This is a genomic window from Pseudomonas sp. BMS12 (assembly GCF_001592875.1).
Classification (GTDB): Bacteria; Pseudomonadota; Gammaproteobacteria; order Pseudomonadales; family Pseudomonadaceae; genus Aquipseudomonas.
Genome location: NZ_LSOF01000019.1, coordinates 25,317 through 38,766, shown reverse-complemented (window position 1 = coordinate 38,766; position 13,450 = coordinate 25,317). Strand labels below are relative to the sequence as shown.

Annotated in this window: 12 protein-coding genes; 6 read left to right on the top strand and 6 right to left on the bottom strand. The window is 65.5% G+C overall.

What is annotated here, in order from left to right; translation table 11 throughout:
• Positions 1-26 precede the first annotated feature (26 nt).
• Together AYB31_RS18055 and AYB31_RS18050 are read left to right on the top strand one after the other, a co-directional pair.
• On the top strand, positions 27-1,562 hold the full coding sequence (locus tag AYB31_RS18055; protein ID WP_068830260.1) for a histidine kinase: 1,536 nt from the start codon (positions 27-29) through the stop codon (positions 1,560-1,562).
• On the top strand, positions 1,559-2,101 hold the full coding sequence (locus AYB31_RS18050) for a metal-dependent hydrolase (protein ID WP_068830258.1): 543 nt from the start codon (positions 1,559-1,561) through the stop codon (positions 2,099-2,101). The genes AYB31_RS18055 and AYB31_RS18050 overlap by 4 nt, the downstream gene beginning before the upstream one ends.
• Here the strand turns inward: AYB31_RS18050 and waaA are convergent.
• Positions 2,075-3,349 (bottom strand): lipid IV(A) 3-deoxy-D-manno-octulosonic acid transferase, encoded by a 1,275-nt coding sequence (waaA, locus tag AYB31_RS18045; protein ID WP_068830256.1) that lies wholly within the window; start codon positions 3,347-3,349, stop codon positions 2,075-2,077. The two genes, AYB31_RS18050 and waaA, sit on opposite strands and share 27 nt — an antisense overlap.
• A gap of 33 nt (positions 3,350-3,382) precedes the next feature.
• Positions 3,383-4,267 carry a LysR family transcriptional regulator gene (locus tag AYB31_RS18040; protein ID WP_068830254.1) on the bottom strand — a complete coding sequence of 295 codons (885 nt, stop codon included), beginning with the start codon at positions 4,265-4,267 and terminating at the stop codon, positions 3,383-3,385.
• A gap of 84 nt (positions 4,268-4,351) precedes the next feature.
• Between AYB31_RS18040 and AYB31_RS18035 the strand changes: the two genes are divergently transcribed.
• The 4 genes from AYB31_RS18035 (at position 4,352) to AYB31_RS18020 (ending at position 7,739) form a co-directional block, all read left to right on the top strand.
• Positions 4,352-4,684 carry a DMT family transporter gene (locus AYB31_RS18035; protein WP_068830252.1) on the top strand — a complete coding sequence of 111 codons (333 nt, stop codon included), beginning with the start codon at positions 4,352-4,354 and terminating at the stop codon, positions 4,682-4,684.
• Positions 4,685-4,806: 122 nt separating this feature from the next.
• Positions 4,807-5,982, top strand: a complete 1,176-nt coding sequence (locus tag AYB31_RS18030; protein ID WP_068830250.1) for an FAD-dependent oxidoreductase — start codon at positions 4,807-4,809, stop codon at positions 5,980-5,982.
• Positions 5,979-6,779, top strand: a complete 801-nt coding sequence (locus AYB31_RS18025; protein WP_068830248.1) for an aldo/keto reductase — start codon at positions 5,979-5,981, stop codon at positions 6,777-6,779. Before AYB31_RS18030 ends, AYB31_RS18025 begins: the two co-directional genes overlap by 4 nt.
• 54 nt (positions 6,780-6,833) lie before the next feature.
• Positions 6,834-7,739, top strand: a complete 906-nt coding sequence (locus AYB31_RS18020; protein ID WP_068830246.1) for a metal ABC transporter ATPase — start codon at positions 6,834-6,836, stop codon at positions 7,737-7,739.
• A gap of 3 nt (positions 7,740-7,742) precedes the next feature.
• Here AYB31_RS18020 and hldE read toward each other — a convergent pair whose 3' ends face one another.
• The 4 genes from hldE to msbA all read right to left on the bottom strand — a co-directional run bounded on the left by hldE (position 7,743) and on the right by msbA (position 13,355).
• The gene (gene hldE / locus AYB31_RS18015; RefSeq protein ID WP_068830244.1) at positions 7,743-9,164 is read right to left on the bottom strand and encodes a bifunctional D-glycero-beta-D-manno-heptose-7-phosphate kinase/D-glycero-beta-D-manno-heptose 1-phosphate adenylyltransferase HldE; all 1,422 of its coding nucleotides are present in this window, start codon (positions 9,162-9,164) and stop codon (positions 7,743-7,745) included.
• 61 nt (positions 9,165-9,225) lie between these two features.
• Positions 9,226-10,626 carry a PIG-L deacetylase family protein gene (locus tag AYB31_RS18010; RefSeq protein ID WP_068830242.1) on the bottom strand — a complete coding sequence of 467 codons (1,401 nt, stop codon included), beginning with the start codon at positions 10,624-10,626 and terminating at the stop codon, positions 9,226-9,228.
• 3 nt (positions 10,627-10,629) lie between these two features.
• Positions 10,630-11,526 (bottom strand): GNAT family N-acetyltransferase, encoded by an 897-nt coding sequence (locus AYB31_RS18005; RefSeq protein WP_068830240.1) that lies wholly within the window; start codon positions 11,524-11,526, stop codon positions 10,630-10,632.
• Positions 11,526-13,355, bottom strand: a complete 1,830-nt coding sequence (gene msbA / locus AYB31_RS18000; protein WP_068830238.1) for a lipid A export permease/ATP-binding protein MsbA — start codon at positions 13,353-13,355, stop codon at positions 11,526-11,528. Before msbA ends, AYB31_RS18005 begins: the two co-directional genes overlap by 1 nt.
• Between the last annotated feature and the right edge of the window lie 95 nt (positions 13,356-13,450).

The following is a 13,450-nucleotide window of genomic DNA, read 5'->3' as shown; positions in this document are numbered from 1 at the left end:
ATTCCCGTCGAGAAGAGCCGCGCTCTGTGAACCGGCCCGCCCAGGTCAAGCCTGACAATTTCTTCCTGTTGCTGTTCAACGCCCTGCGCCAACGCCGCGTGCCGCTGGCGTTGCGCATTGCCAGCCACAGCCTGCTGCTGGTCGCCCTGGCTCTGGTGATCTACGCCTGGGTGATGGGCATGCAGTTCAAACAGGCCATGCAGCAGCAGGCCGACGCCCTGGGGCAGAGCCTCATCGTGCAGACTGCCGCCTCGGCCACCGAGCTGCTGGTGTCCAACGACATCCTCAGCCTCAACGTGCTGCTCAGCAACCTGGCGAAGAACCCGCTAGTGGCCCACGCGGCTATCTACAGCGTGGACAACCGCATCCTGGCCGAAGCTGGCTCACGCCCTGCGCAGAGCCTGCTAGGTGAGAATGACGGACTGTACTCGACGGTCATCAACTTCCAGGAAGTGATGGCCGGGCAGCTGAGCATCAGCCTGGACATGCAGCAGTTCCAGCAGCCGATGACCATCAGCCTGCAGAGCATGGGCCTGCTCAGCCTGATTCTGCTGGCCCTGACCCTGTCGCTCAGCCTGCGCCTGGGCCGCCACCTGTCGACCCCGCTGCTGCAGCTGCGCCTGTGGCTGCGCGACCCGGACGACCCCGCGCCGGGCGCCGGGCGCCAGGACGAGATCGGTGACCTGGCGCGCCAGCTGCAGGCGCGTCTGGTGCCGGAAAAGCCGGAGGCCGAGCTGCACTTCGACGAGCATGAGCATGACTTCGAGGCGGAGCCGGACTTCGACGAGGAGGAGCCCCAGGAACAGGGCTTCGCCATGCCCGACCTGCAGACCGAAGCCGACGCCTTCGACGAGGACTTCGGCGAAGTCCACGAGGCTCATATCCCGCTCGTGCAGGCCGAGGCGGACGACCCCTTCGCCGATCTGCACGACCTGCAGCCCCCACAAGAACCGGAAATGCCCGTCGCCCCGGCACCAGCCGAGCCCGAGCAGCCCGTCAGCAGCGCCGTACTGGCCGTCCAGCTCGGTGCCCAGGAACAGCTGCGCCACCTGCCACGCGCACGCCTGCTGGAGTTGTTGCAACGCTACCGCGACTGTCTGGAGCGTGCTGCAGCGCTGTACCAGGGCAAGCTATTCACCCTCACCGATGGCAGCAGCCTGATCCTGTTCAGCAGCGCCAACAGTGACGAGGACTACCTGACCCATGCGCTGTGCTGCGGCGAGCTGCTGCGCGCCCTCGGCCACGCCCTGCAGATCGAGGTGGCGGACAGCGGCATCACCCTACAGCTGCAACTGGGCCTGACGCGCAGCGACGAGGAAATTATCCCCAGCCAGGCCGAACTGCTGCTCAGCGAAGCGGCCCAGGCCGCGCTGGCCCTGACCCAGCACAGCCGCAACCTGTTGTTGGTGCAGCGCGCCGTGGCCGAAGACCCCCTGCTGCGCCAACGCGCACGCATTCGCGCGATCGCCAGCCCGGAAGGCGCCAGCTGCGTCGAACGCCTGCTGGAGCCCTACCCGTCGCTGCTCGAGCGGCAACTGGCGCGCATGCACGAACACTCGTGACCACCCTGATCAGCCACCCGCTGCCCCTGCTGGCACTGGGTGTCGCCCTCGGTCCACGCGTCATACCGCCGCGCCTGCTCCTGGCAGGGCTCCTGTTCACCCTGCTGCCCGATGCCGACGTGCTGGCCTTCAAGTTCGGCATCCCCTACGCCGACGCCTTTGGCCATCGCGGCTTCAGTCACTCGCTGTTATTCGCCGGTATCTGCGGGGCGCTCGCGGCTCTGGGCTGCCGCCTACTGGGTTGCGGCCCGCTCAAGGCATTTCTCTGGATCGGCCTGGCCACGGCCTCGCACAGCCTGCTGGATGCAGCTACCGATGGCGGCCTGGGCGTGGCCTGGCTATGGCCTTGGAGCGAGCAGCGCTTCTTCCTGCCCTGGCGACCCATTGAAGTGTCGCCCTTCGTCAACGGCTTCTTCAGCCAGCGCGGCCTGCAGGTGCTGGCGTCCGAGGCGCGCTGGGTCTGGCTGCCGTGCCTGGCCCTGGCGCTTTTCGGCCTGGCCTGGCGCCATCTGTCAGGTCGGCGGCAGCAGGCGTTCTAGCCCCGCCAGCAGACGGACCAGCGCGCCCTGATTGGCGCGCAGCACCCCCAACCCGGACTCAGCCATGTGCGCCGCAGCCTGTGGCTCGTCGAACAGATGGCGCAGAGCCGCGTGCAACTGCTCGGCGTCCGCCACTTGCAACAGATCACCGGCACTGCGCAGCTGGTTGGCGATTTCCAGAAAGTTGAACAGGTGCGGCCCGCTCAGCAACGGCTTGCCCAGTGCGGCTGGCTCCAGCAGGTTGTGCCCACCATTGGCGACCAGACTGCCACCGACGAAGGCCAGGTCGGCCAGGGCATAGAGGAACAGCAGCTCGCCAAGGGTATCGCCCAGCAGCACCTGAGTATTGGCAGCAACAGGTGCACCTGCGGAGCGGCGTACCGTGGCGAAGCCTTCACGCCGGCAGAGCTCATAAACGTCGGCGAAACGCTCCGGGTGACGCGGCACCAGGATCAGCAGCGCATCACCGTGCTCGGCCAGCAGCTGGCGATGGGCAGCCAGGATGACCTCATCCTCGCCGGCGTGGGTGCTGGCGGCAATCCACACCGGCCGCGCCGTCGCTGTCCAACTTTCGCGCAGCTCGCCGGCACGTTGCGCCAGCTCGGGATCGACGTGCAGGTCGAACTTGATCGAGCCGGTCACCTCGACGCACTCGCTGCGCGCACCCAGCTGGCGGAAGCGTTCGGCCTCGGCCGCCGTCTGCACCGCGATCAGGCTCAGTTCGGCGAGCATCGGCGCGGTCAGCCCGGCGAAGCGCGCGTATCCGCGCGCCGAACGTTCGGACAACCGCGCATTGGCCAGCACCACCGGAATGCCGCGGCGGTGACAGGCATGGATGTGGTTGGGCCACAGCTCGGTTTCCATCACCACCGCCAGGCGCGGTTGCAGACGCGCCTGGAAGCGCTGGCAGGCCCAGGGCAGGTCGTACGGCAGGTAGCAGTGCTGAATGCGCTCGCCGAACAGCGCCTGGATGCGCTCCGAACCGGTCGGGGTCATGCAGGTCACGGTGATCGGCAATTGCGGATACCGAGCCAGTAGTTCGCGGATCAGTGGCGCCGCGGCGATGCTCTCGCCCAGCGACACGGCGTGAATCCAGATACCGCCCGGCCTGAAGGCCGGCAGGCCGATGGCAAAGCGCTCGCCGATACGCCGCCCGTAGGCCGGCGCGCGCCAGGCGCGCCACAACAGGCGCAGGAAGATCAGCGGCAGGAGCAGATGCAGGAGCAGGCTATAGAGGGTTCTATTCATGGGCGCGCAGCTTAGCAGAGCGCCCCCGGTCGATCAGCCCATCGCCTGCAGACGCTCGGCAAAGGCGGCGGCCAACCACAGCGCGGCAGGCCCCAGCGCCTCGTCGCGGCGGCAGACCAGCTCCACCACCAACGGCGGCGGCGTCCAGTCGCAGCGCAGCTCGACCAACTGGCTCTGATAAGTCGGGTACTGCACCACATGCCGCGGCAGCCAGGCCCAACCAAGGTTGCGCATGAGCAACTCGGCCATGGCATAGAAGCTGTCGGCCCGCCAGATACTCGGGCTGATCTGCTCGCCACCCGGGTAGTGGCTGTCCTGCGGCGCCATCAGCAACTGCCGGTGGCGGGCCAGCTCGCGACGGTCGATCTGCCCGGCATCGGCCAGGGGATGTCCGGCGCCACACACGGTGACCATTTCGATGGTCCCCAGCCGGCGCCGCTCCAGGGCATCAGGCATCTGCTCATGGTGAAACAACAGGCCGAGATCGGCGCGGCGCTCCAGCAGCTTGCGCGCCACATCGCCCTGGGCACCGCTGGCCAGCTGCACCTCCAGCAGGGGAAAGGCCTGAGCCAGGGCTTCGAGACTGTCCAGTACCGGCTGATAAGGCATCGCCTCGTCCTGAGCCAGACGCAGGCGGACTTCCTCGCCGCGCACCAGCCCCAGCGCTCGCCCTTCGAGGCGCTCGCACTGGCGCAGCACCTCGCGAGCCTCCTCCAACAGGGCCACGCCGGCGGCGGTCAAGCGCGGCTGGCGACCGCTGCTGCGCTCGAACAGCAACACGCCGAGATCGGCTTCGAGCAGGGCGATGGCATTACTCACCGCCGACTGCGCCCGTTGCAGGCGCCGTGCTGTCGAGGAGAACGACTGCCCTTCGGCAACACTGACGAACACCCGGATCTGTTCCAGACTCCACTGCATAACCTATCTCCAATACAGATAGGAAATGACTTTATCCCATCCAGCCGACACCTAGAATGGGCGGACCTCAACAGGAGTCCCGCCATGACCGGCTATCTCTACCTGGCCATCGCCATTACCGCCGAAGTGATCGCCACCACCTCGATGAAAGCCCTCGACGGCTTCAACAAGCCGCTGCCACTGCTGCTGGTCGTGGTCGGTTATGCGATCTCGTTCTGGATGCTCAGCCTCGTGGTAAAGACCATCCCGGTCGGCGTTGCCTACGCCGTATGGGCCGGTCTGGGCATCGTCCTGGTCAGCGTCGCCGCCACCTTTCTCTACCAGCAACGCCTGGATCTGCCGGCCATGCTCGGCATGGGCCTGATCGTCGCCGGCGTGGTGGTGATCCAGCTGTTTTCGCAGACCGTCGGTCACTGAGAGCCCCTGCACCCTCCCGCAGCCAGAGCCGCAGACCGGCAGGCAGTAGTGCGTGCACGGGTCGGCCGAGTCGCAAGCCGGGCGCGTTATACTGCGCGCCTGTTCAGTTGCGAGCCTCCTTCATGTCCCAAGCCCTCAGCACCGATGTCCTGATCGTCGGCGGCGGTATCGCCGGCCTCTGGCTCAACGCCCGCCTGCGCAAGCTGGGCTATGCCACCGTACTGGTGGAAAGCGCCAGCCTCGGCGGCGGGCAGAGCATGAAATCCCAGGGCATCATCCATGGCGGCGCCAAGTACGCCCTGCATGGCGCGCTGACCGGCGCCTCCGAGGCCATCGCCGACATGCCGCGGCGCTGGCGCGAGGCCCTGACCGGCAGCGGCGAGCTGGACCTGTCCGGCGTGCGCCTGCTCTCCGAAGCCCACTACCTGTGGTCGCCGGGCAGCCTGACCGGCAACCTCACCAGCTTCTTCGCCAGCAAGGCCGTGCGCGGCCGGGTCGATCAGGTCAAGGGCGAACAACTGCCGCCGGCGCTGCAACATCCCAAGTTCAAGGGCAAGGTCTACCGTTTGGCCGAACTGGTGCTCGACGTGCCCAGCCTGATCGAACGCCTGGCCGAACTGGCCGGCGATAGCCTGCTGCAGGGCCGCGAGATCGGCGCGTTGCGCGAAAGTGGCGAGCTGCAAGGCCTGGTGGTGGACGGCCGTGAAATCCGCGCCCAGCGCGTCGTGCTCGGCGCCGGCGCCGGCAACGCCGCCCTGCTCGCTGCGCTGGACATCGCACAACCGCAGCAGCAGCTACGCCCGCTGCACATGGTGCTGGTCAAAGGCTCAGGCCTGAAACCGCTGTATGCCCACTGCCTGGGCGGCGGCCCCAAGCCGCGCGTGACCGTCACCAGCCACCCGGCCGCCAATGGCCAGTGGGTCTGGTATCTCGGTGGCGACATCGCCGAAGCCGACGGCGTTTCCCGCGACGAGGCCGCGCAGATTAGCGCCGCGCAAAAGGAGCTGGGCCAGTTGCTGCCCTGGATCGACCTGTCCACCGCGCACTGGGCCACTCTGCGTGTTGACCGCGCCGAGCCGGCGCAATCCGGCCTGGTCCGCCCGGACAACGCCTTCCTCGCCGAGCAGGGCCGCTTGCTGGTCGGTTGGCCGACCAAACTGGCGCTTTCGCCTGACTTCAGCGACCGGGTCATCGCCGCCCTGCAGCGCGACGCCATCCAACCCGCCGCCAGCGCAGCGCTGCCCGAGCTACCGCGCCCGCCCATGGCCCGCCCGGTGTGGGAGGAGCTGCTGCCATGAGCCTGCACGACCTGCACCGGCCACTGGGTGATAGCGGCCTGATCGTCTCGCCACTGGGCCTGGGCACGGTCAAGCTGGGCCGCGACCAGGGCGTGAAATACCCCAACGGCTTCACCATCCCCGACGATGCCGCCGCCCGCGCCCTACTCGACCAGGCCCGCGCGCTCGGCATCAACCTGATCGACACCGCGCCGGCCTACGGCGTCAGCGAGGAGCGCCTCGGCCCGCTGCTGCGCAGCCAGCGCGAGGAATGGGTGATCGTCAGCAAGGTCGGCGAGGAATTCGTGGACGGCCAATCCAGCTTCGACTTCTCGCCGCGTCACGCCCGCCTCTCTCTGGAGCGCAGCCTCAAGCGCCTGGAAACCGACCGCATCGACCTGCTGCTGGTGCACTCGGACGGCAACGACGTGGCGATCCTGCGCGATAGCGGCATCTACGAAACCCTCGCCGAGCTCAAGCGCGAAGGCAAGATCCGCGCCTTCGGCCTGTCCGGCAAGACGGTCGAGGGGGGACTGCTGGCGCTGCAGCGCGGCGACTGCGCCATGGTCACCTACAACCTCGCCGAACAGGGCGAGAAGCCGGTGCTCGACTATGCCGCCAACCACGGCAAGGGCATTCTGATCAAGAAAGCCCTGGCCAGCGGCCACGTCGTGCTGCGCGAAGGCCAGGACCCGATCCAGGCCAGCTTCGAACTGCTGTTCGGCCACCCAGGCGTGGGGGCTGCCATCGTCGGCACCATCAACCCGCAACATCTTGCGGTAAACGCCGCCGCCGCCGCTGCCGCGATCCGCGGCTAAACTGCACAGCTCCGACCCGCCGCCCCCTAGGGCGGCCCCGACCGAGGAGCTGACATGTCGAGACTGCTGGCGCGTAAGGACCCTGCTGCATTCAAGACCCTGCCACTCTATGTGGAGGCCGATCGCGAGCGCCTCCACTACCGCAGCCTTGGCCTGCCACTGAACTTCGCCCAGATGCTCGAACGCCGCCGCACGATCAGCGTGGCCGACCCGCAGCACTTCGCCGTGGAGCTGGCCAACCTTGGCGTATCGGTACGCCTGACGCTGAACTGGCAAGACCGCGACTACTGGTTGGTGGTACGCCAGCGCCGCCCCGATCGTGGCGATGTGGTGCTCAAATTGATCTCAGGTTATGTGCCGGCGCACGAGCTGAACCTGCCCTTGCTGACCGCCATTCAGGAAGTGGCCGAGGAATGCCTGATCGAGAGCGAGGGCAGCTGGCTGGCCGGACGTTTTGCCGACACCTGGCTGCCCACGCCCTACCAGGGGCCGTTGCACTACCGCGACAGCAGCCATTTCCGCCTCAGCCCCTTGTCGGGTGCCGCGCGCCCGGTGCAGTGCGGCAACCTCACCCTGCTGGAGCGGCCCCGAGCCTACGTGCATCTACCGACGGCCTCACTGCAGCTGATCTATGACATGCGCCTGGAGCTGCCCGGCGATTGCCGCCAGCCGAGCCTGTTCCATGTCGACGAGCGCCTGGAAGAAAATCAGTTGGTAGCGCGCCTGGAGCGCCGCCGCCCCGATCTCTACCTGCTGCCACTCAACAGCGGCCTGCCCAGCGGCGAGCTGCTCAGCCTGCAACACGGCGAAACGCAGCCGGCAAGCACCCGGGGGCTATGGCTGTCGGAGAGTTTCGCCAACCAGGACGGCTGGCTGGTGCGGGACGAGCGTATCCGCTGGAAGGACTGGCTGGCCGGCCTGGACCGCCCGCAAGCCAAGCCCGGGCGGCGCACCGGCTGAGGCTTACTTGCTGCGGATCTTCTCGACGATGGCGGTGGTCGAGCTGTTTTCCACCAGGCCCAGCACTCGCACTTCGCCGCCATAGGAGCGGACGATCTCGGCGCCGACCACCTGGTCGATGCCGTAGTCGCCGCCCTTGACCAGCACGTCCGGCTGGATGGCACGCAACAGGTTTTCCGGAGTGTCTTCGGCGAAGCTCACCACCCAGTCCACCGCGCCAAGCCCGGCGAGCACAGCCATGCGCCGATCCACCGAGTTGATCGGCCGGCCCGGCCCCTTGAGGCGCGACACCGAAGCATCGTCGTTGACCGCCAGCACCAGGCGGTCGCCCTGAGCGCGCGCCTGCTCCAGATAGGTCACATGACCGGCATGCAGGATGTCGAAGCAGCCATTGGTGAACACGATCTTCTCGCCATGGGCGCGGGCGTCCTCGATGGCCACCTGCAGCTGCTCCAGGCCCAGCACGCCACGCTCGGAGCCCTGCTCACGCTGCACCGCACGACGCAACTCGGGCGCACTGATGGCGGCGGTCCCCAGTTTGCCGACGACGATGCCGGCGGCCAGGTTGGCCAGGGCCACGGCCTGCGGCAGCTCTTCGCCGGCCGCGATGGACGCGGCCAGGGTGGAAATCACAGTGTCGCCGGCGCCGGTCACATCGAACACTTCGCGGGCCCGGGCAGGCAGGTGCAGCGGCGCATGATCCGGACGCAGCAGGGTCATGCCGTGCTCGCCACGGGTGACCAATAGCGCGCCCAGTTCCAGTTCGCGCATCAATTCAGCACCCTTGGCCACCAGCTCGGCCTCATCGGCACAGTGACCGACGATGGTTTCGAACTCGTTGAGGTTGGGGGTGATCAGGCTGGCGCCACGGTAGATGGAAAAGTCCTTGCCCTTGGGATCGGCCAGCACCGGAATGCCCTTGGCGCGCGCCAGTTGCACCAGCGCCTGATGGTTCTTCAGCGCGCCCTTGCCGTAGTCCGACAGCACCAGCACCTTGACCCCGTCGAGCAGGCGTTCGACGTCCACGGCCAGAGCCGCAGCGTCGGTATCGAAAGGTTCCTCGAAATCCATGCGTAGCAGTTGCTGGTGACGGCTCATCACCCGCAGCTTGACGATGGTCGGCTGCGTGTCGATGCGCTGGAAGTGCGCGCTGACGCCCGCCGCGGCCAGGCTGTCGGTGAGGCTGTCGGCTGCTTCGTCCTCACCGGTCACGCCCACCAGCAAGGCCGGGGCGCCGAGTGCCGCGATGTTCAGCGCGACGTTGGCCGCGCCACCCGGGCGATCCTCGATCTGCTCGACCTTGACCACCGGAACAGGAGCCTCGGGAGAAATCCGCGAAGTCCCGCCATGCCAGTAACGGTCGAGCATGACATCGCCCACCACCAGAACGGGGGCTTGGTCGTAACGGGGCATGGACAGCTTCATGGAGACTCCGGGGTGGAAAAATCGGGGCGGATCATAGCATGTCGAGACAGTAAGGCCGGGCTCACTCGCCCAGCGGCCGCACCCAGAAAAGCTCATGGCGCCGCACTGCCTTACGCATGAACTCGTCCTCGCCGCTGGTCGGCCAGCGGCGGCCGGCCAGCAGGCGCTGGATCAGCCGGCGCACTCGCTTCTTGGCGGGCAGCGGCTGCTGCAGGTCGTGCTGCATGGCCAGGGCCATGGCCTTGTCCAGCTGCGCCTCGGTCGACAGCAGCGGACTCCAAATACCATCGGCCGGCAACGCAGTCATGGCCGGTGGCAGGGCGATTCCATAGCCCGCCGGCCCCATTGGCCAGCGGTCGTTATCGTGCAGGTGATTGGCATAGAGCAGCAGGGTCTGCGGCTGCCAGGCGCTGAGCTGGATCGCCTCCAGGAGCGCGCGGGTGGCGGCGACATGATCGCTGTGCGGGTCCAGCTCAGGGTGCGGGGTGACGAGCACCTCGGGGCGAAAGTGTTCGAGCAGCGCGGCGAGGTCGGCCACCAGGTTGTTCCAGCTCGGCACGCCATCGGCTTCGCCCGGCAGGGGTAGCGGGTTGTGCCGACGCACGCTGCGCACGTCGCACTCTCCCGATTCGCGCGAGGCGAAGGGCTGCTCCGGCGCCTCGGCCATCGCTGGCAGCTGCAGGCAGTAGTAACCGAGCTGCACGCAGCGAGTCTGCGGCACTCCGCCCCAGAGCGGGATGGCCAGGCTGTCCCAGGCACGCAGGCGACCCTTGAGGCGGGCCGCCTCGGGCAAATCCAGGCCCAGGCGCTGGTAATACCCGGCCTCGATCTCGCCTTGCGTCAGGGTGACGATGCTGGCCTCCTCGCAGCGGCTGTAAAGGCCAAAGGCGGCCAGCTCGGCGTCGTCGGCATGCGGCGCGATCACCATCAAGCGGCGCGCGGCGTAATCCGGGTTGCGCAGGGCATAGAGCCGGCCCTCACCGACCAGCCGGCAGAAGCGGCCGCGCAACCGCAGTTCGCCACGACGCAACGCCTCGCCCTGGCCGGACAGATTCAGGTAACGCAGGCCGGCCACGCCCCGCTCGAAGTCCTGGCGATCGTCGCAGATCCATAGCTGCGGATCGAATAGCCTCCCCAACCAGCCGGCTTCGATACGCCATGCGAGGATCAGGGTTTCCGCCTCGCCAATCTCGCCCTCGACCTGTAGGCACCCATCCTGTAGGCGCGCCGACAGGCAGAGCGTGCCCTCTGGGAAGTCGTAGCGATAATCGTCGCGCGGTGAATAGAACAGGTGGTCGGCGAACCAGGCCTCATGGCCGACCCAGCCCAATAGCAGAAGCAGCGGCACCCACCACCAGGCAGCGAAAATGCCAAGCACTATCAGCAGCACCAGCCCCAACAGCAGGGCGAGGCGTTTGTTTCGGCGATGACGCTTGAGCAGTTGTTGCTTGCGACCCTGCATTTTTTACACCTGGTAAACAGGAACCCGGTGACACCAGCGATCCTTGTACTCGCGGTCCGCCCGGCCGAAGGAATAGCGCAGCGGCTTGCCAATGGCTCGCGCCTCGGCCCAGGCACTTTGCGTATTGACGAAGCTGAGCACGCTGCCGGGACTGAACTCGCGCTGCTGCGGATCGACCCCGCCGTTGATGTACTCCAGACTGACCCACTGGGGGGCCTCGACACGATAGAGCACCTGGATGGCCACCGGCTCGTCGTTCAGGTAGATCAGAGAGCCGATCATGAACTCGCGCAGCAAGGTGAAGACTTCCGCCAGATGCGCCTTACCGGTGGCCTCGAAGCCCCAGCGGCGCTGGAACAGCTCGGCATAGATACGCGCCTGTTCCTCAGCTGTCAGCTCCAGCATCGGCCGGATCACGCCACCCGCCTCTTCCAGCAGACGCTGCTCGCGGCGCTGGTTGTAGCGGAACTTCTTGCTGTAATCCTCGGGCTCGCGGGCCAGGGCCAGGCCTTCCGGCTGTTCGCGCAGAGTGGTGATCTGCTCGGCATTGAGCGCCGAGACATAGCGCATGCGGTGCTGCACAGGCACCTGTACGCCATGGGCCAGCGGCAGGATGATCTCGGCATTGCCCAGGTCGAACAGACCTCGCTTGCCCTGCTTCTTCAACACATCCTTGGCCAGGGCGATATGCCGTCCCCAGGTCGGCATGGCGCCCTGTAGCTGTCCATCGTCGATCCAGCCGAGGTAGCGCACCGGGATGCCGGCGAGATCGGCCAGGCGCGCCACCACTTCGGGATGGGTGGCGACGCTGCCACCGAAATTGGTCCAGGCATCGGCGTAGTCGGCCGCGTCTATGGGGGCCCAGCCGCGTTCGCGCCAGAAGCGCAGGTAACTGAGCATCAGTCGTCGTGCTCGCTAACGGCGACAACATCGCCCTCTTCAAACTGCTTGGCATGCAAACGCGCGTAATAGCCGTTCTGCGCCAGCAGTTCAGCGTGACTGCCCCGCTCAACGATCTGCCCCTGGTCCATCACCAGGATCAAGTCGGCCTTCTCGATGGTGGTCAGGCGGTGGGCGATGACCAGTGTGGTGCGCCCTCGCATAACCTGATCCAGTGCAGCCTGAATATGCCTCTCAGACTCTGTATCCAGCGCCGAAGTCGCCTCGTCGAGTATCAACAACGGCGCATCCTTGAGCAGGGCACGAGCGATTGCCAGGCGCTGACGCTGGCCACCAGAGAGCAGCACGCCGTTCTCACCGACCAGAGTGTCGTACCCCTGCGGCATCTTCTCGATGAACTCGGCAGCATAGGCATCGCCTGCTGCCTGACGTACAGACTCCAGCGGCGCACCGGCCAGGTCGCCATAAGCGATATTGTTGCGCACGGTATCGTTGAACAGGGTGACATGCTGGGTCACCAGCGCGATGTGCCGACGCAGATTACGCAAGGTGTAGTCCTCAACATCCACACCGTCGAGCAGAATCTGTCCTTGGTCATGGTGATAGAAGCGCGGAATCAGGCTAGCCAGGGTTGACTTACCGCTGCCTGAACGGCCGACCAGCGCCACCATCTGGCCGGGCTCGGCCACAAAAGAGATGTTGTTCAGCACTGGTTTCTCGGCTCCCGGATAGCTGAAGCTGAGATCACACACTTCAAGTCGACCGCTAACGCGCTCGCGCGACTGAGTGCCATGATCAACTTCCGGCTCCTCGTCGAGTTGCTCGAAAATACTTTCGGCGCCAGCTATACCCTTCTGAATATTCGAGCTAACTTCAGATAACTGTCTAATTGGTTTGGGTAGCAAACCGGCCAGAGTGATGTAGGCCACCAGATCACCCGCCGACGAATCCCCACGCAACCACAGAACTAGGAACATAAGTATGGACATGGCGCTGTATATCACCAGCTGCAGCGACGGCGTGTAAACCGCCCCTGTTCGGACCATTTTCAACTGTTTGTTCCTGTTCTCCTCGCTAGCCTCGAAAAAACGTTGTCTTTCGTAGTCCTCACCACCGAAGCTGCGCACCACGCGATAACCCTGAATGCTTTCAGACGCCACGTGAGTGACATCGCCCATACTGGTCTGAATTTTCTTGCTCTGCTTGCGAAATTTCTTACTGGTACTGGCCACCATCAGGCCGATGATCGGTAGGATCGCCACCATCACCAGAGTCAGCTTCCAATTCATCCACAACAGTGTGGCGAACAGGAAAATGACCGTCATCCCTTCGCGCACCACGACCTTGATCGCATCGGTGGCCGCACCAGTGACCATGGTGACGTTATAGGTGATACGTGAAATCAGATGTCCAGAGTTGTGGCTATCGAAATAACGATTGGGCAGGGTCAACAGGTTGTTGAACAGCGCGATCCGTAGATCCTGTACCAACCCCATCGAAACCTTGGCCAAATAGTAGTTGCCCAGAAAAGAGCCAACGCCCTGCCACAACGCGATCAGCACGATCAGAAGAGGTACTGCCTGCAGCAATTTGAGATGTGCCAGCCAAGGGGCATGCTCCAGCAGCCAAGGTACACCAGAGAACAGACTGGCCTCCGGGTTGGACAAACCATCGACGAAGTATTTGAGTATGTATCCCAGCATCGGCTGGGTAGAGGCAAAGATCAAAAAACCGATGATACTAATGGTGAATAGGCCCCAATAAGGAACCACGTAGCGCAGCAGTCTCAGGTACACCTTCATGCTGGATTGCTGGTTGGAATAGGCCATTCGGCTTGCCTCGCGCACTGGCAGGATTAGCAAGGGGCGGATTGTACCAGCCCAACCTCCTCATGAGCCCATGCATTTGGGAAGCCTCCCCCCTC